This is a genomic window from Oceanicaulis sp. UBA2681 (assembly GCF_002354675.1).
Taxonomy (GTDB): Bacteria; Pseudomonadota; Alphaproteobacteria; order Caulobacterales; family Maricaulaceae; genus Oceanicaulis; species Oceanicaulis alexandrii.
Map to the genome: position 1 here is coordinate 40608 of NZ_DEMB01000011.1, position 23791 is coordinate 64398.

General features: G+C 63.2%; 22 protein-coding genes. 9 read left to right on the forward strand and 13 right to left on the reverse strand.

All coding sequences use genetic code 11. The annotated features are described in order from the left end of the window. Positions 1-163: 163 nt before the first annotated feature. Positions 164-793: a GTP cyclohydrolase I FolE gene (folE, locus tag B3M53_RS08455; RefSeq protein ID WP_022701298.1), complete on the forward strand. Its 630-nt coding sequence runs from the start codon at positions 164-166 to the stop codon at positions 791-793. A 60-nt stretch (positions 794-853) separates the two neighbouring features. Here folE and B3M53_RS08460 read toward each other — a convergent pair whose 3' ends face one another. Continuing rightward, positions 854-1486, reverse strand: coding sequence for an FMN-dependent NADH-azoreductase (locus B3M53_RS08460; RefSeq protein ID WP_273021241.1), 633 nt, complete (start codon positions 1484-1486; stop codon positions 854-856). A gap of 104 nt (positions 1487-1590) precedes the next feature. Between B3M53_RS08460 and B3M53_RS08465 the strand changes: the two genes are divergently transcribed. After that, complete coding sequence (locus tag B3M53_RS08465) at positions 1591-2457, forward strand: LysR family transcriptional regulator (protein WP_273021239.1); 867 nt, start codon at positions 1591-1593, stop codon at positions 2455-2457. Positions 2458-2518: 61 nt separating this feature from the next. Here B3M53_RS08465 and sppA read toward each other — a convergent pair whose 3' ends face one another. The 3 genes from sppA to B3M53_RS08480 form a co-directional block, all read right to left on the reverse strand. Next, positions 2519-4384, reverse strand: a complete 1866-nt coding sequence (sppA, locus tag B3M53_RS08470; RefSeq protein WP_273021238.1) for a signal peptide peptidase SppA — start codon at positions 4382-4384, stop codon at positions 2519-2521. Positions 4385-4480: 96 nt separating this feature from the next. Beyond that, the gene (locus B3M53_RS08475) at positions 4481-6208 is read right to left on the reverse strand and encodes an alkaline phosphatase D family protein (RefSeq protein ID WP_273021236.1); all 1728 of its coding nucleotides are present in this window, start codon (positions 6206-6208) and stop codon (positions 4481-4483) included. 137 nt (positions 6209-6345) lie between these two features. After that, complete coding sequence (locus B3M53_RS08480; RefSeq protein ID WP_273021233.1) at positions 6346-8682, reverse strand: TonB-dependent receptor; 2337 nt, start codon at positions 8680-8682, stop codon at positions 6346-6348. A gap of 186 nt (positions 8683-8868) precedes the next feature. On the opposite strand from B3M53_RS08480, the gene B3M53_RS08485 reads away from it, so the two are divergent. Beyond that, positions 8869-9873, forward strand: a complete 1005-nt coding sequence (locus tag B3M53_RS08485) for an RluA family pseudouridine synthase (RefSeq protein ID WP_414690715.1) — start codon at positions 8869-8871, stop codon at positions 9871-9873. Here the strand turns inward: B3M53_RS08485 and B3M53_RS08490 are convergent. After that, complete coding sequence (locus B3M53_RS08490; RefSeq protein WP_273021230.1) at positions 9870-10757, reverse strand: bile acid:sodium symporter family protein; 888 nt, start codon at positions 10755-10757, stop codon at positions 9870-9872. The two genes, B3M53_RS08485 and B3M53_RS08490, sit on opposite strands and share 4 nt — an antisense overlap. A gap of 74 nt (positions 10758-10831) precedes the next feature. Then, positions 10832-11350, reverse strand: coding sequence for a GNAT family N-acetyltransferase (locus tag B3M53_RS08495; protein ID WP_273021229.1), 519 nt, complete (start codon positions 11348-11350; stop codon positions 10832-10834). A 610-nt stretch (positions 11351-11960) separates the two neighbouring features. Here B3M53_RS08495 and rpoH point away from each other — a divergent pair. Beyond that, positions 11961-12851: an RNA polymerase sigma factor RpoH gene (gene rpoH / locus B3M53_RS08500; protein WP_160093200.1), complete on the forward strand. Its 891-nt coding sequence runs from the start codon at positions 11961-11963 to the stop codon at positions 12849-12851. Here rpoH and B3M53_RS08505 read toward each other — a convergent pair. Further along, the gene (locus B3M53_RS08505; RefSeq protein ID WP_273021227.1) at positions 12848-13582 is read right to left on the reverse strand and encodes a lysoplasmalogenase; all 735 of its coding nucleotides are present in this window, start codon (positions 13580-13582) and stop codon (positions 12848-12850) included. The two genes, rpoH and B3M53_RS08505, sit on opposite strands and share 4 nt — an antisense overlap. Positions 13583-13736: 154 nt before the next feature. On the opposite strand from B3M53_RS08505, the gene B3M53_RS08510 reads away from it, so the two are divergent. Continuing rightward, the gene (locus B3M53_RS08510) at positions 13737-14750 is read left to right on the forward strand and encodes a DUF481 domain-containing protein (RefSeq protein WP_022701287.1); all 1014 of its coding nucleotides are present in this window, start codon (positions 13737-13739) and stop codon (positions 14748-14750) included. A 9-nt stretch (positions 14751-14759) separates the two neighbouring features. Here the strand turns inward: B3M53_RS08510 and B3M53_RS08515 are convergent, their stop codons facing one another. Then, entirely contained in the window at positions 14760-16058 is a 1299-nt protein-coding gene (locus tag B3M53_RS08515; protein ID WP_273021225.1) for a trypsin-like serine peptidase, read from the reverse strand. A gap of 164 nt (positions 16059-16222) precedes the next feature. Between B3M53_RS08515 and B3M53_RS08520 the strand changes: the two genes are divergently transcribed. Then, positions 16223-16786 (forward strand): hypothetical protein, encoded by a 564-nt coding sequence (locus B3M53_RS08520; protein WP_273021223.1) that lies wholly within the window; start codon positions 16223-16225, stop codon positions 16784-16786. A gap of 6 nt (positions 16787-16792) precedes the next feature. Here B3M53_RS08520 and B3M53_RS08525 read toward each other — a convergent pair whose 3' ends face one another. Genes B3M53_RS08525 through B3M53_RS08535 form a run of 3 tightly spaced genes read right to left on the reverse strand, consistent with a single transcriptional unit; the run spans position 16793 to position 19121 of the window. Continuing rightward, the gene (locus B3M53_RS08525) at positions 16793-17608 is read right to left on the reverse strand and encodes a PhzF family phenazine biosynthesis protein (RefSeq protein WP_273021221.1); all 816 of its coding nucleotides are present in this window, start codon (positions 17606-17608) and stop codon (positions 16793-16795) included. Next, on the reverse strand, positions 17608-18681 hold the full coding sequence (locus B3M53_RS08530; RefSeq protein WP_273021219.1) for an NAD(P)/FAD-dependent oxidoreductase: 1074 nt from the start codon (positions 18679-18681) through the stop codon (positions 17608-17610). Before B3M53_RS08530 ends, B3M53_RS08525 begins: the two co-directional genes overlap by 1 nt. Continuing rightward, a complete protein-coding gene (locus B3M53_RS08535) occupies positions 18678-19121 on the reverse strand; it encodes a thioredoxin family protein (RefSeq protein ID WP_273021217.1) in 444 nt (147 codons plus the stop codon). The genes B3M53_RS08530 and B3M53_RS08535 overlap by 4 nt, the downstream gene beginning before the upstream one ends. 262 nt (positions 19122-19383) lie before the next feature. Here B3M53_RS08535 and B3M53_RS08540 point away from each other — a divergent pair, with 262 nt between their 5' ends. Then, complete coding sequence (locus B3M53_RS08540) at positions 19384-20571, forward strand: acyl-CoA dehydrogenase (protein ID WP_022701281.1); 1188 nt, start codon at positions 19384-19386, stop codon at positions 20569-20571. An 82-nt stretch (positions 20572-20653) separates the two neighbouring features. On the opposite strand, the gene B3M53_RS08545 is transcribed toward B3M53_RS08540, so the two are convergent. Then, the gene (locus B3M53_RS08545) at positions 20654-20869 is read right to left on the reverse strand and encodes a hypothetical protein (protein WP_022701280.1); all 216 of its coding nucleotides are present in this window, start codon (positions 20867-20869) and stop codon (positions 20654-20656) included. Between the two features lie 187 nt (positions 20870-21056). Here B3M53_RS08545 and B3M53_RS08550 point away from each other — a divergent pair, with 187 nt between their 5' ends. Together B3M53_RS08550 and B3M53_RS08555 are read left to right on the forward strand one after the other, a co-directional pair. Then, the gene (locus B3M53_RS08550; RefSeq protein WP_273021216.1) at positions 21057-21839 is read left to right on the forward strand and encodes an enoyl-CoA hydratase/isomerase family protein; all 783 of its coding nucleotides are present in this window, start codon (positions 21057-21059) and stop codon (positions 21837-21839) included. An 88-nt stretch (positions 21840-21927) separates the two neighbouring features. Continuing rightward, positions 21928-22680, forward strand: a complete 753-nt coding sequence (locus tag B3M53_RS08555; protein WP_022701278.1) for a GntR family transcriptional regulator — start codon at positions 21928-21930, stop codon at positions 22678-22680. Between the two features lies 1 nt (position 22681). Here B3M53_RS08555 and B3M53_RS08560 read toward each other — a convergent pair. Next, positions 22682-23791: CaiB/BaiF CoA transferase family protein (locus B3M53_RS08560; RefSeq protein WP_286800078.1), on the reverse strand; the 1110-nt coding region annotated here is incomplete at its 5' end.

The following is a 23791-nucleotide window of genomic DNA, read 5'->3' on the forward strand; positions in this document are numbered from 1 at the left end:
AAGCGCTGGACGCGGTGATCACCGCTTCCCGGAGGAAACCATCTAGACCCGGCACGCGCCTGCGGCTCCGACCGTCACGCCCTTGCTGGATCCGGAAACCGGTACTTCGTCGTCGTGTCTGTGTTGATGCGGCGGCGCCCGTCAACGAAAGGATCCGCCACTCATGGACGCCATGACTGATAAGAAAAACCTGGTGAACGTCACCGACGACAGCGTCGTCCGCCCGACCCGCGATGAAGCCGAAGAAGCCGTGCGCACCCTGTTGCGCTGGGCCGGCGATGATCCACGCCGTGAAGGCCTTCTGGAAACGCCCAAGCGCGTTGTGAACGCCTATAACGACTGGTTCCGCGGCTATGACGAAGACCCGCACAAGATCCTCGGCAAGCGCTTTGAGGACGTGCAGGGCTATGACGACATGGTCATGCTGACCAATATCGACGTGGAGAGCCATTGCGAGCACCACATGGCGCCGATCCTGGGCACCGCGTGCGTTGCGTATCTGCCCGACCGCGCGGTGGTGGGCATCTCCAAGATCGCCAAGGTGGTCGAGGCCTTCTCCAAGCGTCTGCAAACGCAAGAGACCATGACCGCCCAGATCGCCGATGCGATCGAGGACGCGATGAGCCCGCTGGGCGTCGCCATCTTCGTGGACGCCAAGCACCAGTGCATGACCACCCGCGGCGTGCACCACCCCAACGTCTCAACGATCACCACCATGTTCCGCGGCGAGTTCAAGGCGAACGCCGAACTGCGCCAGCGCTTCATGAATCTGTGCGAGCAGTCCAAGCGCTAGGCGCAGACCACCGCAGTCAGACAAAAGCCCGGGAGCGCAGCTCCCGGGCTTTTTTGTTTTTCAAAGGCTTGCGCCCAGAGCGCTGGCTCGCTCCAGCGCCGCCTGCATGGACGCCTGAAAGCGGTCATCGGCGAACTCCTGATACTCGACGCCCACATGCTCGACCCGGTCCGCGCCCAGATAGCCCGAGACCGCACGCACATGGCCCACCAGATGGCCTTGCCCGTCCCGCACGCCGCCCGGCTCAAAGCCGAACTCGCCCCAGGCCGTCGCCAGAACAAGCGTCTTGCCTGACAGGACCGGTTTCAAGGGAAAGTCGCCACGCGCCAGGTCAAAGGTGAAGGTCTGGTCCTTGCGTACGACGCTGTCCACCCAGGCCTTGAGACCCGCCGGCATGCCATAATTATACATGGGGGCCGTGATCAGGATGATCTCGGCCGCATGCAGCTCGGCGATGGCCTGATCACTGCGCTCCAGAAGCTGTGCTTGCGCCGCGCTTCTGTCCGCCTCAGGCGTGAAAGCCGCCGCCACCCAGTCGGACGTGATAATGGAGGGCGGGTTCAGACCCACATCGCGTTCGGTCAGTTTGACTGCGGCATGAGTTTTCCGGAGCGCCTCCATAAAGGCGTCTCCGATTTTCCGGCTCAACGAGCCGTCCTTCCGGACACTCGAATCCACTCTCAAGACATGCATTTTCTTCACCTCTAATCCTTTTAGGGTTGAAAGAGGCTTATGAATTTCAGCATATCGCGCTGGTGCGCTATAGAGATGACTTCAATTAGAGATGAGATTTTCTCATGTCCGTTCATACCTCCCATCGCGCGCTGCGAGCTTTCGAGGCCGCTTCGCGACACGGAACCCTGGCGCGCGCCGCCGAAGAGCTGGGGGTGACGCCAACCGCGCTGTCACACGCCATCAAGGCGCTGGAGGCGCAGCTGGGCCTGCCATTGCTCATCCGCTCATCTCGCGGCGTGACCGCCACAGCTGAAGGCAGGCAATTGGCCGAACGCCTGGCCGGCGCCTTCAGGGAGATCGATATCGCCCTGTCCGAGCTCGAACCCCAGACCGGACGGATCACCGTCGCCGTGACCCCCGCCTTCGCCAGCCTGTGGCTGGCGCCCAGGTTGGCCCAGCTCGAAGCGGAGCTTCCCGATTTGAGCCTCCGGATCGAAACCTCCTATGCGCCTGTCGACCTGAAACGCGCGACCCAGATTGATCTCGCGATCCGCTATGGGCCGGTCCGTGGGGATGAGGACATCCTCGTGGAAGATGAATTTGGCGCCTTCGCCACGCCCGCCCTCAGAGACAAGGCGCTGGCCGGGCGCAGCGTGGATCTGCTCAGCCCAAGCTGGCGGATGCCGATTGGCGCTGCTCCCACATGGCGAGATCTGTCAGAGCCGGCGGGCCCGCGGATCAAGGTCGCGACAGAACGCGCCTTCGAGGACGAACAGTACGCCGTTCAGTGCGCGCTCGCAGGACAGGGCCTGCTCTTGGGTAGCCCCCATTTGCTGAGCCTTCTCATCCAGCGCGGCTTGCTGGTTCCTGTGAGCCCCGTCATGCGGATGAAGGGCCCCGCCTACAAGATCGCCGGTCGGGAGGAAGCGCTTCAGTCCGGCAAGGTCCGCAAATTCCTGCGCTGGCTTCGCGCCCAGTTTCGAGGCTGACCCCCAACAAAAAAGGCCCGGCTGAACCAGCCGGGCCTTCTCGTCACAGGGGTGCGTCAGCCTATGGGTTGATGCGGAAGGCGTTGCATTCCACGCAGCTGGCGTAAACGCCGTTGGGATCGTTCATCATGTTGATGGTTTCGATCTCGTCCTGCGCGTCGCGGGCCATATCGCCCAGCCAACCCGAACCCAGCAGCCCTTCGCCGAAGACAGCGAGACGGGCGTCCTGACCGAGCATTTGCAGGATCTGTGCGAAAGGATCGACCTCGTCGCGGAATTCCACGACCCGGTAATCGCCCTCTTCCAGACCGGCGCGCTCGGCGGCGGCGGCGATGGCGTCGTCATACCCGCCGATGGAATCCACCAGGCCGCGGTCAAACGCTTGCTGACCGGTCCAGATACGGCCCTGAGCCACGGCGTCCACTTCATCACGGGTCATATCGCGCGACTCCGCCACGATGGACAGGAAGCGCTCATACCCTGCTTCGATGGAGCTTTGCAGCACGGTGTCCCATTCCTCGGTCACGCCACCCGTCACAGAGGGCTGACGAGCGGTCGCAGTCGTGGCGACGCCATCCTCATAGACGCCAATCTCGGCCAGAGAGTTCTCAAAGGTCGGGATGAAGCCGAAGATGCCGATCGAGCCGGTGATGGTGGTCGGCTCCGCCCAGATCTCATGGGCCGGCGTTGCGATCCAGTAGCCGCCCGAAGCCGCCACGCCGCCCATGGAGGCGATGACGATCTTGCCTTCAAGACGAGCCATTTCCAGCTCTTCGCGGATCAGTTCGGACGCGAAGGCCGAGCCGCCGCCTGAATCGATGCGCAGAACAATTGCGCGAACATTGTCGTCAAGACGCGCCCGACGCACCAGCTCGGCATGCTGGTCACCACCGATCACGCCGCCATCGCCATCACCGTCGACGATGCCGCCCACAGCCTTGATCACGACGATCTTGTCCGCAGGGACCAGCTGGAACTCGCGCTTGGCTTCCACATAGTCAAAGAAATTGCTGGCGACGATGCCGCCGTTTTCGTCATCCCGGCCAAACCGTTCAGAGAGCAGATCGCGATACGCGCCGCGACCGATCACATGGTCCACGAGACCAGCGTTCAGCGACACGGCGGCGGTGTCGCCATTCTGGGCCACAAGCAGCTCCGGGAAGGTGTCGGCATAGGTCTGCAATGCGCCGTCCGGAAGACCGCGAGCCGCTTCGACACGCTCCTGATAGGCGTTCCACAGATCGCCGAAGACGTAGAGGTTCGCCTCGGCGGCCGGTTCCGACATCTCATCGCCCAGATAGGGTTCAAGAGCGGATTTAAACGTGCCGACGCGGTAGACGTTCAGCGTCACGTACAAACGATCCAGCAGGGAGCGGAAGAATGTGCGATAGACCGCATAGCCGGTGACGCTCGCGCCGCCCATGTCGTGCAAGTAGACCGAGCTGGCGTGCGCCGCCAGGAAATAGCCGCTCATCGAGAAATTATCGCCATAGACGATGATCTCTTTGCCGGCCTCGCGGAAGGCCTCCATTTCGTGAGCGACCTCATGCAGGGCTGCGGGATAGCCGCCGCCAAAGCGCTCCAGGTTCATCACAATGGCGGTGACGTCATCGTCCTCGGCGGCCTGGCGGAACCCATCGATAACATCGCGAAGAAGCACTTCCTCGCCCGGACCGCCGCCCAGCAAGGACGCGGTGAAGGCGTCATTGGGCGACAGGGTGGTGGGTTCTTCCACGATCGGACCTTCAGGCGCGAAGATCAGAACGCCGCTATCGGCCATGTCGAACTCGTCACTGGAGAACAGGCTGCCGATGAAGGCGATCAGGAAAAACCCGATCACGAAGATTCCGAAGACGCGCAATAATCCGTGCTGGAAGGCGCCGATATAGCGCCAGATGCGCGCCACAATGTTTTCGTCAGACGACATGGGAACCCCTTATTTCACCCCCGAATGAACGTTCACGTTGGCCTACGGCCCTGCCCCTGTCTAGGCGTATGAACCTTAAAATGATGCAACCCCCGGTCAGGCGCCAAGCAGTCGCTCGACCGCCGGCACGGCCCCGCCAGAAGCGGGCGTGACGCGCCAACGACTGTCGAGCCCGGCTTCAAAGGCCGTATCCTTGATGGTGGAGACCGTAACAAAGTCCGCGATCGCCTCGTCCGGCGTCAGGGTCAACAAGACAAAGCCCTTGGCGTAAACGCTGTGGTGAAGGATGTGCGGGTTGGCCTGCAGGGTCATCTGGCCGAAATCCACGCTCGGCGCATTGACGAATTCATAGTCGGACGGACTGGTCACCGAGGTGACGCCAAATTCGACGCCGACACGCTCTCCGGCTTTGGTCTTCAGGTCCACCGTCCAGAAATTATGGCTATCGCCGGTCAGCACGATGAAATCGGCGTTGGCGTTTCGTGCGGCTTCAAACAGACGCTCGCGTTCCGCCGGGAACCCGTCCCAGGTGTCCAGCGTCATGGGAACGCCAAACTGGGTCTGACGGGCAAAATCCCAGATGTCGCCACCCGCAATCCGCATGCCCCAGCGCAGCCAGAACGGTGTCTCCCGCGTATAATCCGGCGCGGTGGCCGACCCCATCAACACCTGATTGGCGAAGATGCGCCACGGCTTGCCGGCCGCGACCGATTGCTCAAGCGTGCGAATGACGAAATCAAACTGCTCGGCGCCCAGCAAGGTGCGCTCCTCGCCACCGACCGTCTCGTCCAGCCAGGCTTGTACTTGAGCCTGCACCTCGGGGTCTTCAGGGTCGGAATCGAGCGGGATGGGGAAGCCCTCCATCGTCATTTCCTGAGACCGCGCCAGCAGCCGGCTTTCCAGGAAGATCAGCGTGGCCAGGTCGCCGATCTCCAGAGCGCCGTAACGCGCCAGACGATTGTCGGGCTCACGCACCGGCAGCCAGCCATAATAGGCGCGCATGGCGTCGTTCACCCGCACAGGCCAAGGCCCTTCGCCTTCATCAGGATCATGGTTTTCAGCGCCCGTGCGATGGGCGTTGTTCGCCGTCTCGTGATCGTCCCAGATCGTCAGCCAGGGCGCAGCGGCTTTCAGCGCCTTGAGGTCCGGATCGGCGTTATACTGGGCGTAACGCAGCACATAATCTTCATAGCTGACGATCTCATGGGCGGGTTCGACCACCCGGCCCAGACGCTCATCGTCGTCCATGGCGTATCCGCCGCGCCCATATTCGTAGAGATAATCACCCAGATGCACGACCAGATCGATATCGCCGCGCTCGGCGGCCGCGCGATAGGCGTTGAAGAAGCCCGCGGGATAGTTCGAGCATGAGAACGCGGCGATCTTGAAGCTGTCCACCGCGCCTTCAGGCAGGGTGCGGGTCTGACCGGTTTCGCTCAGCTCGCCGCCAAAGGAGAAGCGGTACCAATACGTCCGGCCCGGCTGCAGCCCGTCCGCCAGCAATTTGAACGGCGTCATGGCGCGCACCGCTTCGGCGGCGGGCGCCGCCTCGGCGTCGATCAGGACGGACTGGAAGTCGGGGTCTTCCGCCAGCTGAACCCGCACGGGAGCGTCAAGGCTGTCAGCGGTGATCGCCGTCCACAGCATGATCGAGCTCTGATCGGGATCGCCGCTGGCGACGCCGTGCTTGAAAGGCCCGTCTGCGGGCGGGCGCGGCGCAAAGCTGGGCGCGGCGCTCTCGCGGCTGCAGGCGGTGGCCGCCAGTCCCAGTCCGGCGACGCCCGCCAGCGCCGCCCGGCGCGTGAGTTTCATTTCATCCGACATGGTCTTCCCCCCGATTGCGCTCATCCACGACGAGTCGCGGAAAAGTAGAGAACAAATAAGAAGGCCGGCGCAAGGCCCCTCTCCTTGCGCCGGCCACAGCCCCGTCCCCCCAGACGAGCCTTTTTCGTCTGGCTGACCTAGAAGGTCGCGCCTACGCGGAAGCCGTAGGTCAGCGGCGAACCTGCGATGAAGCTCGGCAGACCAAAGCCGGCGCCGGTATTGCCGGCGTCGATCAGGTATTCCTCATCGGTGAGGTTGTTGCCGTAGACTTCCGCATAATAGCCCGCGTCCGCGCTCTCATAACGCACACGCGCCCGCAGCAGGCCGTAAGCGTCCTGACGCACGCCGACGAAACGATCATTGTCGTTATCGGTGAAGACGTGGGACTGCCAGGAATAGCTCGGCAGCACGGTCAGATTGCCCCAATCGCCCGCGGCGACTTCCCAACGGCCGCCCAGAGCGACCGAATGCTCCGGCGCATAGCGGAAACGATTGCCGCCCAGCGCCTGCGGCTGGCCGCCCGACGTGTCGTTGAACTTGGCCATGTTGTAGGAATAGCTGACCATCAGGTCGAAGGTGTCGGTGACGCGGAAATCGCCCTGGATCTCGGCGCCGGTCTGGGTGGCTTCACCATTGTTTTGCGGGGTGAAGGTCGCCGTCAGCGGATCAAAGACCGAGGTGCGGAAGTTTTCATATTCGGAGCGATAAACCGATGCGGTCAGCGTGCCGCGATCAAGCGTGACGAAGGCGCCCGCTTCCAGCGAGTCCACGATCTCCGCCGGGGAGGTCGAGAACAGGGTCGGCGAATTGCTGTCGAGCGACAGAAGGTCGGGGCTGCGGCCGCGGGCATAGCTGACCCAGGTGTTGATGCGGTCGGTCAGCGTGTAGGCCGCGTTCACACGATAGGTCCAGGCGTCGAAATCGGCAGTGTCGGTGAAGGCTGCGCCGCCCGGCGTCGCGGTCAGGATCAGGGCCGGACCGAAGGTCACGCGGTTCGGGCCCATGGCCGTGCCGCCATAGCCGGTCGAGCTCTTGCTCTCATCGGTGTAGCGCACGCCCGCGGTCAGGGTCAGACGATCCGTGACGGCGTAGGATGCGTCCGCGAAGAAATCCAGCGCTTCGGTCGAGCCGGCGTTCGCGGATTCCTCGTAATAGTTCGGACGCAGCGGCACCAGGCCCATTCCACTTGTCAGGGCGGCGATGGAATAGGGGTACGGGTTGGTCACATCCGTGATGGCTGAAACCGGCACGCCCAGGGCGCCCGCGATAACAGCCGGATCGCCGAAGGAGCCCGCGCCGACGAAGAAGGCCTGCACGGCGGCTTCGTTGTAGATGCCCGGAATACGCTGGGTGTTGGCTTCGTAGAAATAGGTGACGCCGCCGAACGCGGTGAGCGGGCCGCCATTGTCAAAGCTGAGGCGCATTTCGTGGCTAGTCTGACGGCCGGTGGCGTCTTCAGCAAAGTTCAGGAATTCGATGCCGCCGCCGATCGGATCAAAGATCTCAAGGGAGTCGTATGCGCGGTAGCCGGTGACCGTGGACAGGTTCCAGCTTGAGTTGATGTCCCAGCTGGTGAGCGCGGTCACGCCCCAGACCCAACGGTCCAGACCCAGACCCTGATCGCCCAGGAAGCCGTCAATGACGCGCAGGTCCGCAGCCGTGTAGGGCGAGGTGTCGCCGCCCACGGGCGCCAGAACGCCGGACTTGAACGAGGTGCCCGGACCACTGTCCTGCTGCCAGTTGGCGATCAGGTCGAAGCTGAAATTGCTCATCGGCTCGCCCGACAGGACCAGACGGCCCGCCAGGACGTCACGGCCCTGCAGATCGTCGCCATCGCCGAGATTGTCGATATAGCCTTCGCGCACGCGGTTCACCGCAGCAAAGCGCAGGCCGTAATTGTCAGCCAGAGCGTAGTTCACATGGCCGCCGACTTCATAGGCGTTGAAATTGCCCAGGCCCGCAAACACGCTGGCGGAGTTTTCAAAATCGGCCTTGTTCTGGATGATGTTGATGCCGCCGATCAGCGCGCCGCGACCAAACAGGGTCGGCTGCGGGCCTTTGGCGACTTCCAGGCGCTCGATATCAAACAGCTCCACATAAGAGCCGCGCGAACGCGAGATGGACAGGCCGTCCTGGAACATGGCCACGCGCGCTTCGGCGGTGGCGACGCCGCTATCGGTGGTGATGCCGCGCAGGGAGTAGCCGGTATTGTTCGGGCTCTGCTCCTGAATGACGAGACCCGGGGTGAACAGGGCCATGTCTTCGAGATTGCGGATGTCGAGACGTTCGATCAGCTCTTCGTTAAACGCCGAGACATTGATCGGCACATCGGCCAGAGACTGTTCGCGGAACTGCGTGGTGACAGTGATAACGTCCGTCACCTCTGAGTTTGCATCAGTCTGTGCGAAAGCGGGTGCGGCGGGCGCAAGCGCGATCAGCGCAGCGCACGCAGACAAGCGAGCTTTGAACGTCATTGTAAGGACCCCTGAACTTGTTACATAGCGTTCACCCCAAGGAACGCTGACCCGCTGCTGTTAGGGGCGAAGTGTGACGCTTCGCTAACGGCTCGGACAAAGAATGATTACGCTATGAAGCAATGCAGCAGATGTCACCCAAAAGCCACTCAATATGCATAAACGAATAGGCGCATTCATTTGAAACTGAACGAAAATACGCCCAGAGAACAGGTTGCGACCGCCGAAGATTCCGGCGCGCGCCTGGATCGCTGGATGGCCGGAGTGTGGGACGACCTCTCCCGCTCGCGCTGCAAGGCGTTGGTCGAGCAGGGCTGTCTGAGTGTGGATGGCGAAGCGCTGACCGATCCCTCCGCCAAGGTGCGCGAAGGCGCAGTGTATCGTCTCGACGTGCCCGCCCCGGTCGAGGCGACGCCGACACCCGAAGACATTCCGCTGGAGGTCCTGTTTGAAGACGAGCATCTGATCGTCATCAACAAGCCCGCCGGCATGGCGGTGCATCCCGCCGCCGGACACTGGACCGGCACGCTGGTGCACGCCCTGCTGTTTCATTGCGCCGGATCATTGTCAGGCATTGGCGGGGTGGAACGCCCCGGCATCGTGCATCGCCTGGACAAGGACACCTCCGGCGTCATGGTGGCCGCCAAGACAGACAAGGCGCATCAGGGGCTGTCCGAGCAATTCGCCGCCCACACGGTCGAGCGCGCCTATCTGGCTTTCACGCGCGCCGCGCCGCAGCCCCGCACAGGGCGGATAGAAACGCGGCTGGCGCGCTCCAGCCATGACCGCAAGAAAATGGCGGTGATAGACAGACCGGAGTCGAACGCCGGCAAACACGCCATCACCAATTACGAGACGCTGAAAACCTTTGGCCAGGAGCCGGGCAAGTCTGTGGGCCATCCCATGTGCGCTTTGGTGCGCTGCCGTCTTGAAACCGGGCGCACCCACCAGATCCGGGTGCACATGGCCCATATCGGCTGCCCACTGCTGGGCGATCCGGTCTATGGCCGGGGCCGCTCCACCCCGCTGGCGAAACTCGACAGCGGCAAGGACTTCAAGGATTTCCGCCGCCAGGCGCTGCACGCCGCCGTTCTGGGCTTTGAACACCCCGTGACGGGCGAAGCTGTAAGATTTGAAACCGAGCTGCCCAAGGACATGCAAAGGCTGGAAGGCTTTCTGGAGCGGATCTAACGCGCCATCGCCCGGGCGCGCACCGCCGCCTTTGACCAGCGCCGCGCCCACAGGATGAACACGCCCGCCGTGGCGAACATCATCAGACCGTAGATCGCGGCGGGCATGGCGTAGTCGATATCGCCCAGCAAGGAACTCGCCACCACAATGGCCAGCGTGGCGTTCTGCAAGCCGCACTCCAGCGTCAGGGCGATGCGCTGGCGCATCTTGAACGCCATCCAGCTCGACACTGCGAACGCCACCGCCATGGCCGCCACATTCAGCGCCAGCGACACCGCGCCCGCCTGGGTCAGGCGGCGCAGGGTTTCGCCCAGCCCTTCATTGATGATGGTCGCCAGAACGACCGCGGTGAACACCAAAGCGGACATGAAGCGTGAATTGCGTTCCAGCCCCAGCGCAATGCCGGGCGCCAGCTTGCGCAACACCATACCCAGCGCGACCGGGATCACAGTCAGCGCGAAAATCACTACGCCCGTGGACACCATGCCCACCTCAGGCGCGTCCGGGCCCATGAACAGCGCCAGCGCCACCATCAGAACCAGCGGCACGGTCACCACAGACGCCAGCGACGTGATCGCGGTCAAAGAGACCGACAACGCCACATCGCCCCGCGCCATATGGGTGAGCAGATTGGAGGTGGTTCCGCCCGGACAGGCCGCCAACAATACCACGCCCACTTTCACAATCGGCGGGATCGGCAGAAACGCCACCAGCGCGATGGCGATCAAGGGCAGCGAGATGAATTGCAGCGCCGTGCCCACGAGAAACGCCCTGGGCTGGAGCGCGATGCGTTTGAAATCAGCCGGCGTCAGCCCCACCCCGAGGGTGAACATGATGAAGGCCAGGGCGAGCGGGAGCAGAACTTGCGCGAACAGAGTATCCATGCCCACACCCTAAAGCGCTTAAGAGAGCGCATAAAGGCATATTTCAATTGTGGTTTTTCTGTTCCCTGGGGCGCTCACACCGTCAGCGCCAACACCCAGTCATCATAGATGCGCCCGCCCACATCAAACTGGCGAACACCGATTTTCTCAAAACCCATGCGATCATAGAAGGCGAGCGCCCGGGTGTTGCCCTGATAGACGCCCAGCAACAGGCGTCGGGCGCCTGCGGCGCCTGCATGATCACGCGCCGCGTCAAGAAAACGCCGTCCCAGGCCCGAGCGATGCAGGCTCGCAAGAACATAGATACGCTTGATCTCAAGATCGGCGGCGCGTGTTTCAACCGGCAGATCGGGCTCGGTCAGGTGAAGATACCCCACGGGCGCCGCACCAGGGTCCTGTTCGGCCAGCCAGAGCGCCTGGCCGGGCGTTTCAAGCGCCTGCGCGTAAACCTCCGGCGTATGCCGCTCAGCGCAATGACGAATGATGGCGCCGCCGTCCACGACGCCGGCATAGCTTTCCAGAAATGTCGCCGCGCCCACAAGGGCAAGGGCGTCCTGATCGCCCGGACGAGCGGGTCTGACTGTAATGCTCATGCCTCTCTTTTCGCCAAGCTTTCGTCCGAGGGCAATATCGAGGCGGCTCGTCGTCCAGAAAAATCAGTGAGCTGCCGGCTTTTCATCCAAACGCGCCCTACCCGCGCCGCACAGTCGGGCTCAACGCTTTTGACTTGGCGGTGAAACGGCTTCGGGTTTCAATCAGGCTCTGAAGCAGATTGATCGCTGGCGTCCGGGCGCGTGGCCCGCATCTTCGCCAGCCCCTCGAGCCCGGACAGGAGGCGGCATGAGATTGATCACCAAGGGCGACAGCACGGTCAGCGCGCGCATGCTGATGAGGGCGGGCGTGATCGGCGCACTGTTCGGCGGGGCGGCGGCCATTGTCTGGCTCGCCCTGTGACAGCGCGCATTGAGCGCTGGGACTGAACGGTTCGAGGAGGACAGGCCTGAAGGCTTGTTCGCCAAAGCAATACATTGTTTCCGTGAGACGCCTTAATCCGGGCGCCGTTTTTTGCTTTAATCTCAAGGCCTGACGGATTGTGTTTCAGCCTCACCGGCTTGTGACCCCTGTTAATCTGGAAATGGGCTACCTAAATGAACGCGGCGCTGCTCATTCTGTCGGCGCCAAGGGCTCACTGGGGAGTGACACATGGCGAATATGAAATCAGCGCTGACAATGTCGCCGGAAGCCGGTCTGTCGCGGTATCTCGCGGAGATCCGTAAATTCCCCATGCTGGAAAAAGATCAGGAGTTCATGCTGGCCAAGCGCTGGCAGGAGCATGAAGATTCCGACGCCGCCCATCAGCTGGTGACCTCACACCTGCGCCTCGTGGCCAAGATCGCCATGGGCTATCGCGGCTATGGCCTGCCAATCGCCGAAGTGATCAGCGAAGGCAATGTGGGCCTGATGCAGGCAGTGAAGAAGTTTGATCCTGACAAGGGGTTCCGCCTGGCCACATACGCCATGTGGTGGATCCGCGCCTCGATCCAGGAATACATCCTGCGCTCCTGGTCGCTGGTGAAAATGGGCACCACGGCCGCTCAGAAAAAGCTGTTCTTCAATCTGCGCCGGATGAAAAGCCAGATGCGCGCCCTGGAAGAAGGTGATCTGCACCCCGATCAGGTCGAGCATATCGCCACCAAGCTGGGCGTCACTGATGACGACGTGATCTCGATGAACCGGCGCCTGTCCGGCCCTGACGCCTCGCTCAACGCGCCCATGCGCGCGGACGGCGAAGCGGAATGGCAGGACTGGCTGGCCGACGATGATGCGGACGACGCCGAGGAAGAGCTGGCGGAATCTGATGAATTCAGCACCCGCATGACCCTGCTGCAGGAGGCCATGGGCGCGCTGAACGAGCGTGAGCAGAACATCATTCAGGAACGTCGCCTGACCGAAGAGCCGAAAACCCTCGAAGATCTGGCGCAGGTTTATGGCGTCAGCCGCGAACGCATCCGCCAGATCGAGGTGCGCGCGTTTGAAAAGCTGCAAAACGAGATGAAGCGGCTGGCTGAAGAACGCGGCCTGATGCCCGCCTAGGCGGAGACTTCCGTGTCCACGGTTTGAGCTTTAGCCTCAGCCCTGGCGCGAAGCACGCCCAGGGTGAGGCAGAGCTGCGCCGCGTAATAGGTGACCCAGACGATCACCCCGCCCCAATCGAGGCTGTCTTCAAAGACCAACACGTCGCCGAACCAGCGCATGGCGATGACGGAATCTGAAACCACGAACAACAGCGCGCCGATGATGATCAGATTGGGACCTTTGACCAGGCCCGCCGCCATCGCCATGACGAGTATGATGCCCAGATAAAGGCTGACAGGCACGGTCAGCGCGCCCATGCCGGGGCTGAGCCACAACCACATGGCGACGCCGAAGACAAACAGGCCGCCCGCCAGGACCAGCCCTTCGCGCTTCAGACCGCCGCTCACGACCATGAGGGCGAAAATCGCAATATATGTCAGGTGCGCCGCGCCGAAAAAGCCGATCCCGGCCTCCAGCTGGGGCGGGCTCATCGCCAGCGCATAATCGCCGCCTGCTGACAGCATCAGCGCCAAAGCCAGCACCGGCGCCCGCTTCAAAAGCGCGAATACGCCGAGCAAGATGATCCCCAGCGCCTTGGTCAGCGCCAGGCCCGGCATGGAATAGGTGGTCAGATCCAGGCCCAGATAAATCACCGAGGCCGCCACAGACACCCACAGATAGATGGGCGCCGCCCAGTCCGGAAACAAAGGCTCGGTGCGGGCGTAGCGATCAGCGACAGGGTCGGTCATAAACGGTCTCGTCATGTTTGGGCGCCATTCAGGTCAAAGGCGTGCCGCTTTCCTGCGCAAGCGTCAAGTCGCCGAGCCATTTTGCACGCCCGGGGATTTGTCACATTTCGTCTGATGTGTTTGATATTACGCCCGTGTCTGGAGCCTCTCGCCGATGATCTTGCCCGCCCTCGCCGCCTCCGCGCTCGCCCTGTCCCCGGCGGAGGGGCTGGAGCCGCCCTATCAGGCTTTGCTGATGGCGGCGGCGGCCGAAGACGACATCGCGATTTTCACCAATGCAGTGACCGTGCTGGCGCTGACCCGGTCCGCGGAGCGCATTGCAGCGGGCGCAGCGCGCATCTCACACAGCCATGGCGTGATCGCCCGCCGTATTCTCGGCCTGCCGGTGGCGCCCGTGACCCCGGCGCCGGAGCCGGCCGTAATCGCCGTTGAAACTGACGCAGGTCTGGACGCGGCGCAGGCGTCCAAGATCGACCCGTTCTGGATCGCGGCGCCGGCGAGCGCCGTCGAGCTGATCACCCGCGCGCACTCTGAACTCTGGACGGGCAAGGTTCGTCTGGGCGTGCGCGCAGATAGCGGCGACACCGAGCGTCTGGACTATACCCTTGGTCTGGACGCAGAACGTGAGCTGGTCGGCTGGGGCTTTGAGACCAGCGCGATCTATTCCTACTCGGAAACCGACGACAATGTGGGACGCGACGAGCTGATCGTGAAAGCACGCGGCGAACGCGAAGCCGGGGAGCGCTGGACCCTGTTCGCCAACACTGAATGGGAGCGCGATCAACTATCGGGCTTTGACTGGACCGGGTTTCTGGGCGTCGGCGCCGGCTATCGCGCGCTGCAGAGAGACGCTGTCGAGTGGACGCTGCGCGCCGCGCCAGGCCTGCGCTATATCAGCGAAGTGGATAATGGCGATTATCTGGAAGGCGCGTTCGATCTGTTATCGGACATGGAGCTGCAGCTCAGCGACACCATGCGCCTTGAATCTGAAACGCGACTTCTGGCCTCCAATAGCGCGCGCGCCGACCAGTTGTTCCGCCTGAACACCGATCTGGGCGATTTATGGTCCCTGGAGGTGCGCTATCGCTATCGCTATGAGTTTGACCCGGAACCCGGATTCGAGGCCGGTGACAGCCGCACCGACCTCGCTTTGATCCGGGAGTTCTAGGCGCTCGACCTATTTCTTGATCGGCTCAGGCTTGCCCGGTTTGCCAGGGCCCTGGGCGCGCAACCCGCCATTTCCGATCCGGCCCGCGGCAAAATCCTCAACCATCGGCGCCCAGCGATCTGACCGCGCGGCGATATAGATGAAGGGGCCGTCCGGGTTGGAGCGGAAGTTTGAATCCGTCGCCACAATCCGCCATTCGCCGTTGCGCTCGGTCATGAAGGGCGAGCCTGAATCGCCCCGTGTGGTGTCGCAATTATGCGCCATCGTATTGTCGTCAAAGACCTCGATGATGCGGCAATCGAGATTGCCTGACAGGTTCGACCCGGTATCCCAAGAATACCCCGCCTGACGGATCGGGGCGCGCAAGGCCGCGCGCGGCCCCTGGTCATCCACCAGCGCTTCATAACCCACATGACCCAGCTCGGCGCCCAGAGGCTGGTCCAGACGCAAGAGCGCCCAGTCCGTACCGTCCAGCGTATCGCCTGCGCTGAACGCCGCTTCGTCCCAGTCATCATCCATCAAATAGTCGATCACGCGTGCCGATCGCGCGCCGCCGGGCAAATTCTCGCCTGTCCGGAAAACGCCAGCCGCGTCGATGCGTCCGCCCTCGGAAATGCAATGCGCCGCCGTGACCAGCACGTCTTCGCCAATCAAGGTCGCGGTGCAGGTTCCGCCTGCGTCAAACTCGATATAGCCGACCACGCTCCAAGGAAACACGCCAGTGTCCATCAAGACCCTGTCATCATTGCCGAAATAATGATCCTGGATGGACATGGGACGCTCGCGGCCAATGCAATCGGCGCGATCAGACCGTTCCGCACAGGCGCCATTACCCACACCGGGCTCTTCACAGATGCCGTTAAAGGCCGTGTCGCACTGGTCGTTGCGAAAGCGCAGTTCAATCAACGGGCCGCAATCGGTGCGGTCTGTGGCCTGAACGCAGGCGCCGGTGCCAAAGCCCGGTTCATCGCACTCGCCATCATTGGCCCACTGGCATGAATCATCCTCGACCCCCGCCATCAACCGCCAGCAATCAGACCGGTCGGTGCCCGCTGAGCAGGCGCCGGTGCCCAGCCCCGGCTCATCGCACTCATTGTCATTGGCGTAGCGGCAGCTGTCATCCCCGGCGACGGCGCTTGCGCCCGCCACGGGATTTGCGCCCGGCTTGGTCACCTGATGCAGCAGGCGCTGGTAATCGCGACTGGAGAACGCGTCGGTCGAGCCTTGCGGCCAATCAAGCTGCTGGGCCTGCGCGCCGCCCGCGAGCAGCAAGAGCCCCGCCGCAGCGGCCAAGACGGATTTGATCATAAGCTGGTCCCCAATGAATCTGCGGCGCGCCCCCGTGCGCCTTTGAGCATAGTATCGTTCATCTGGTTGAATAGAACATGAAAGCCTGACCCAGCCCACGTTCAGGCGCGCACAGGCAGTGTCATCCCATCAGGCCGCCAGGCCCTCGATGAAGGAGAGACACCATGCATATGTTCGCCAAACTTGCTGCGGCCGCCGCCTTCGCGGGACTGGCCGTCACTGCAGCCCCTGCCGTCGCCCAGACGGCGACCGCCAGCGTCACGACGGCGGCGACTGCGACCGCTCAGGGTTACGGCCGCCAGCGTGGATATGAACCGCATCATCGCGGCGGTCGCTGGAATGGCCCGGAGGGTCATTTCATGGTCTACGCTAGAACCTGTCCGGATTTGCGCGAAGATCGCCGCGACCGTCGCTATGACACGGGCTGGCGCGACCGCCGGGAAGACCGACGCGACCGCCGCGTCATCGACTGCCCTGATCGGTCCTGGGAGTATGTCCCCAGCCGCCGTGAATTGCGCCAGGGCCGTACCGGCGAACGGCTGCGCCCGGATCGCGCGTATCTGGACCGCCGCACGGGCGAGTTCTTTGTGGAGACCCGCTGGGGGCCGGTGCCGGTCCAGGTGGTGCGCGGCCGTCACGGTCGGGATCATCATGCAAGGGGCCGCGGCCGGAATTGGGATCATCATGATCGCGGGCGCGGACGGGGCCATGGCCGAAGCCGTCACTAGGCCCCGCTAGATCCGGATCACGCCATCCAGATACCGTTTCGCGGATCCGACCAGCAACACACGGCCCGCCGCTCCGGCGCGCACTTCCAGCGCGCCAGGGCGCGGGCCGACTTGCCGGGCCTTGAGCGCCGTTTCCCCTAACCGCTCGAACCAGTACGGCGCCAGCGTGCAATGCGCCGACCCTGTCACAGGATCTTCGTCGACGCCGCTGGCCGGACCGAAGAAGCGCGACACGAAATCGGTCGCCCGGCCTGGCGCGGTTGCTATGACATTGGTGCGCGTGGCGGCCAGCGCCTTGATGTCGGGATTGAGACCGACCACCACAGCCTCATCCGCATACACCAGCATCTGGTAGCGATTGCCGTGCACGCGCTCGATCTCATACACCGCTTCGGGCGCAGTCCCGCCCATGGCTTCGACCACAGCCGTATCCGCCTGACCTGGCGCGTACCCGATCTGCGGGAAATCCATCTGATAGCGGCCATCGTCCAGCCGGATGACCTTCAAAAGACCCGACAGGGTATGAAAGCGCGCTTCAGGCCCCATCACCCGTCCGGTTTCAAACAACCAGGCGGCCGAGGCGAGCGTCGCATGCCCGCACAGCTCCACTTCCAGTCCGGGCGTGAACCAGCGCAGCGCCCACTGGTCTTTCTCGCCCATGGCCTTCAGATAGGCGGTCTCGGACAGATTGTTTGATTGCGCCACGCCCAGAAGATCGGCGTCGGGCAGGTCGCGATGCAGCATCACCACGCCTGCAGGGTTACCGGTGTGCGGGGTTTGGCCATCGGGAAAGGCATGCATCTCGGCGTAGGGAAATTCCATCAGTGCTCCACCCTGTAACGTTGCAGGAAACGGCTATCGAGCCAGCGTTTGAGGTGCAACACCGGCTTGCCTGAAAACGCCAGATCGCCATAGCGCGCCAACCCCGTCCCGTCGCCCACATCCAGTATCGACAGCCATCTTGACTGCGGCGTGTAATGCCGGCGCGCCTGACGCCCCGTCGCGGCGTTGATCAGGTTCTGAACCAGGATCGGCGCCGCGCGCACTCCGAAAACGCCCAGCTTGGGCCGGGGATGGTCCACCATGCGAGCGCAATCGCCTGCTGCGAACACCGCGGGATCCCCGGTCCAGGATAGATCCGCGTTGACCGGCAAACCTTCCTCGGGCGCCTCCAATCCATCGGGCACATTGGCGCTGAGCCCGGTCGCCGCCACCAGAATGTCCACGGGCGCGACCTTGCGCTGCCCGAAATGCACCAGCCCCATGGACAGATCCTCGACCCGATGGGGCACATACTCCACGCCGCAGCGCGCCATCGCTTCCAGCGCCAGGCGCCGCGCCCGATCCGGCCAGCCCGGCATCAGCTCAGGCCCGGCGAGCAAGGTTTGCGGGCGCGCGCCCAGGCGTCGCTGCAGGCTGGCCATGGACAAGGCGATCTCGACGCCTGTCGCGCCAGCGCCCGCCACCGCAAGCCGCAACTGACCGAGATTGGCCTCCAGCGTTGCGCGCAGTCCCGCCAGCGCGCTGACAGGTTTGACCGGTATCGCGCCCGCCGCGAGCAAGGGCGTCTCGGCGATGCGGCTACCCGTGTTCAAGGACAAGACGTCATAGGCGCGCCGCTCGCCATCCTGCAAGGTGACGGTCCGCGCTTGCGGGTCCACCGCGACGACGCGTTGGCGCACATGATCGAAAGGTCCTTCGAGATCAGACGGATTCAGCCGAGCGGCGTCCGGGTCCAGCGCCCCTGACAGCATCCCCGTCGCCGCGCCGGAATACCAGAAGGCGCCCGGATCGATCAGGGTCAGAGACAAACCGGCATTGGCGAAGCGGCGCGCTTTCTTCAGAGCCTCCATATGGGCATGCCCCGCGCCGACCAGCACCACCTGGCGTGTCATGGGGCGGGCGCCTCGGCGTAGACGGCGAGAAAGTCCGCGAATTCTTGCGGGCGGCGAGACCGGGCGGTGCGCCAGTCATACGCGCCGCCAGGATTGATCACGCGGCCATCAGAATCTGCCACGATGATGGCGGGAGCGCCTTCAACCTTGTCCAGGCCATAGCTGGCGGCCAGGTCGAGATTCTTGTCGTACCGGCCCACGTCAATCAGCACGACCTCATAGCGTTCGCTCAGAAAATCCTGCAGCTGCGGCAGGGCGAGAACGCTGGCGAAGCGGCGCGCATCCGGGCACCAGTCCGCGCCGAACACCGCCAGCACCCGCTTGCCCGAGCGGGCGGCGTATTCGGCGTTGCCAAGCGCGCCCCTGGGATCAGGCGCCGAAGCGTAAGGCGTCGCCGTATCCGCAATGTCAGTGCTGTCAGGCAGGATTGGGCGTTTCATCAAGGCGCTCCGGACTCAGGCGTCAAAACAGCCCCAAACCTGCGCCTTTCAAGGGTAAAGGTCCAGATGGCCGCGGCGGCGCTCCTCTTCACGCCTGTGTTAGCGGCTGAAAATCTCAGCCCAGCCCCTACGGCTCGCTTGCCCGCACGTCCTTCACTCCGCTACCACCCTCCGCGTGGACAAAGACAGGCCGTCGGCCCGGCTGGCCTTGGGACCAGTGACGGGCCATATAAGGCTTCAAGAGACGAAGAAGGATATCCCCATGGCGGCGAAAGACACCGGCCTCAGCTTTTCCTGGGAAGACCCGCTGCATCTGCAGCAGCAGCTGAGCGAAGACGAGCGCATGATCGCCGACAGCGCCCGCAGTTATTGCCGCGAGAAGCTGTTGCCCCGCGTGGTCGACGCCTATCGCGAGGAAAGCTTTGATCGCGCCATCATGACCGAGATGGGCGAGATGGGCCTTCTGGGGGCCACCGTGGCCGAGGAATATGGCGGCGCGGGCCTGTCCCATGTCGCTTACGGGCTGATCGCGCGCGAAGTGGAAGCCATTGATTCCGGCTATCGCTCGGCGATGAGCGTGCAATCCTCGCTCGTCATGTATCCGATCGAGGCGTTCGGCACCGAAGAGCAGAAACACAAATACCTGCCCAAGCTCGCCAGCGGCGAATATGTGGGCTGTTTCGGCCTGACTGAACCCGATGGCGGCTCAGATCCGGGCGCCATGCGCACCACCGCCAAAAAGGTCGATGGCGGCTATGTGCTCAACGGCGCGAAGATGTGGATCACCAATTCGCCGATCTCTGACCTGGCGGTGGTCTGGGCCAAGCTCGACGGCGAAATCCGCGGCTTCATCGTCGACAAGGGCACGGACGGTTTTGATTGCCCCAAGATCGAAGGCAAGCTCAGCCTGCGTGCGTCAATCACCGGCTCGATCTCGCTTAGTGACGCGTTTGTGCCTGAAGAGAACCTGCTGCCGCACGTCAAAGGCCTGCGCGGGCCGTTCTCTTGCCTGAACAAGGCGCGCTACGGCATCGCCTGGGGCGCCATGGGCGCGGCTGAATTCTGCCTGCACGCGGCCCGCGACTACGCCATGGACCGCGTCGTGTTCGGCAAGCCGATCGCCGGCACCCAGCTGGTGCAGAAGAAACTCGCCGACATGCAGACCGAGATCGCGCTGGGTTATCAAGGCGCGCTGCAGCTCGGGCGTCTGATGGACCAGGGCGCCTGGCTGCCTGAAGCCATCTCCATGATGAAGCGCAACAATTGCGGCAAGGCCCTGGCCATCGCCCGCGAGGCGCGCGACATCCATGGCGGCAACGGCATCGCCGAGGAATACCATATCCTGCGCCACGCCATTAATCTGGAGACGGTGAACACCTATGAAGGCACTCATGACGTGCACGCCCTGATCCTTGGCCGCGCCATGACCGGGCTTCAGGCGTTTTCCTGATCCACCCTCGCCATCACAACAAAAAACCCCGGCGCCGAAGCGCCGGGGTTTTTTTGTCTTGGGTCTATCTGAGGTGAAACGCTTAAGTGCGCGTTTCCCAGTACGGACGCCGTCCTGTCAAGTTCAACGCCAGCGGATCCGGCCGAGTGAGCCGGCCAGTGGCGAACAGGACGACCAGGGTCAGCGCCATGCCGACCAGGGCCAGTAGGCTTGTCACTTCTGCAGACGCCAGACGCGGCGCCAACACAGCAAAAGCCAACCAGGCGGCGATCAGACCCACACCAACAAAATGAGACATGCGGACCTCCTATGATTGCTCACCGTTATAAAACTGTCACTTTAGGATTTGAGTGTCAAGTTTTTTGACAGGACACGGACAATTTTTTCGCACCGGAGACATTACGCCTCACCCCTAATTTCTTGACGATTCACTGCAATCTGGCGCAAGAAACAAATCAGTTTGGAAGACGTTCCAGGGCAAAACCATGCACGATGAACCGGTCTATCTCACCCGACACGACGCGGTCGCGTCCCTGGTGCTCAACCGGCCCGCCAAGCACAATGCGCTCACTGAAGCGATGTGGCTGGAGATTTCGGAGCTTCTGGCGGAAGCCGAAGCGGACAGCGACATCCAGGTGCTGATCGTACGCGGCAAAGGCGGCGCATTTGCGGCGGGCGCGGACATCTCTGAATTTGAGGACGTCTACGCCACGCCCGAGCGTGCGGAAGCCTATTCGCGCGCTATCGGCGCCGCGCTGGATGGTCTCGCGGACTTTCCCAAACCCACGATCGCATCCATTGAAGGCGCGTGCGTGGGCGGCGGCTGCGCGCTCGCCCTGGCCTGTGATCTGCGTTTCGCCGCCCAGGGCGCACGCTTTGGCGTCACCCCGGCACGGCTGGGGCTTGTGTACCCCTTTAACGACACGCGCCGCCTGGTCAGCGCTGTCGGGTCTGCAGCCGCCAAGGATTTGCTGTTCACCGCGCGGTTGATCGATGCAGAGACCGCCCTGCAAATCGGCCTGATCAATCGGCTGACGCCTCCGGGAATCCTCAAGGAAAGCGTCAACGAATATGTCAGCCATATCACCCGCGCCTCCAGCCACACCGCAAAAATCACCAAACAGATGATTGCGTTGATCGAGGCCGGGCAGGATCAGGACTGCGAACAGACACGGGCGCTGTTCCTGGAAGCGTTTTCCGGCGAACATTTCCAGGAGGGTTACAAAGCCTTTCTGGACAAACGGCGTCCGGATTTCCCCAAGCCCTGATCCTCGTGTTGCCCTGCACCATGCAGGCGCGCCTCGCATTCCTGGATGCAGCGATTATGTTAGCGCGACTTTCAGGCAGGAGGATCCTGTGTCCGATCATTCAGGCGTAGAACCGATTTCCAGTGCGCCGCGCTATATGACGCTGGCGGAAACCCTTCGCTCCGGGATCGCATCCGGCCATCCGGCCGTCGGCGAGCTGTTACCCACCGAGCATGCTCTCACCGAACAATACGGCGTCTCGCGTCATACCGTGCGTGAAGCGCTGCGCCTGCTCGCAGAGGCGGGGCTGATCGCGCGCCGCCGCGGCGCCGGCACCGTCGTCGTCGCCTCCGAGGCGCGCGCAGGTTTCGCCCAGCGTCTGGGCAGCGTGGATGATCTGATGCAGTACACGCGTGCGGCGCGCCTGAAACCGATCCGTCAGCATACGGGCCCGCTGGACCCTGCGGTGGCGCGCGCCTTCGGCGTTGCGCCCGGCAGCGACTATCTGCACGTGCATGGCCTGCGCGGCCAGCCCGACCGGGCGCCCCTGGCTCTGACCGACATGTATATCCGGTCCGACCTGGCGCCGCCGGTGGACGTGTTCGTGGAACTGAATGGCGGCGTCACCGAATGGATGGCGACCGAACGCGGCGCGCCCACGGCCCGGATCGAACAGACGATTTCAGGCGGACTTCTGACCGATACCGAAGCGGAAGCGCTGGATGCGGAAGCCGGCACCGCGGTGCTGCGCACCATGCGGCGCTACTATGACAAGGGCGGACGCATCATCGCCCTGTCCGACACTGTGCATCCGGCGGATCGCTTCACCTATGAAATGACCATGCAGCGCGAAGTGGACTAGCCTATTCCGCCGCCCGGTCTTCATGGGATTCAGACAGCATTTCATCGAGAATGGCGCGCGTATCCTCGCCCAGCTTCGGCGCACGGCGCGTCGGCGTCGGCGCGCCGTTGATACGGAATGGATCGCGCACCATTTTCAGCCCGTCCGGCTTGTCTGGATGAGGCACCGTCTCGATCATGTGCCGCGCCTGGGGCGAGGCGAGCGCACACGCCATGGAATTGACCGGCGCCACAGGCGTCACGCCGCCCAGCACCGTCATCCATTCCGCTGTTGAACGCGTGGACAAAAACGCATCCAGCTCATCCTGCAGCTTCGCCCGGTTCGCCCGGCGCGCCGCCATGTCGGCATAGCAAGGATTATCCAGAAGATCCGGCCGCCCCACCGCCTTGCAGAACGCGCCCCAGAATTTTGGCAACTGGCACATCACGAAGAGCCAGCCATCCGCGGTCCGGAATAGCTGGCTGGGCGCCACCGAAGGATGGGCCGAGCGTTCAAGGCGCTCGGCGCATTTGCCCTCGTTAAGGAACCAGGTCGCTGAATAGGAGAGCTGATGCAGGGCCGCATCAAACAGCGACACATCCACATCGCAGCCCCGGCCCGTGCGTTTGGCGCCCAGCACCGCCGACACCAGTCCCAGCGCCATCATCGTGCCGCCCATATAATCAATCATCGACATGCCAAAGCGCGTGGGCGGCGTGTCCGGCTCTCCGGTCATCGCCATAAGGCCCGCTTCAGCCTGCATCAGATAGTCATAACCCGGCCAATGCTTGCGCTCGCCTTGCCGGCCATAGGCGGACAGGTGCGCACAGACGATGTCGGGCTTCACCGCGCTGAGATGGGCGTAATCCACCTTCAATTCCGCGGCCTGATCACCGCGCAGATTGTTGGCGCAAGCGTCCGCGCTCATAACCAGCCGGTCAAAGATCCTGCGATCGCCGCGATCCTTGAGATCCAGCGACATGGAGCGCTTGCCCCGGTTGAAGGTCTGGAAGAACTCGCTGTCATGATCGCCAAGAAAATAAGGCCCTGCGAGGCGCGCGCTGTCACCGCCGACCGACGGGTTCTCGATCTTGATCACGTCAGCCCCCAGTGAGGCCAACAATTGCGTGCC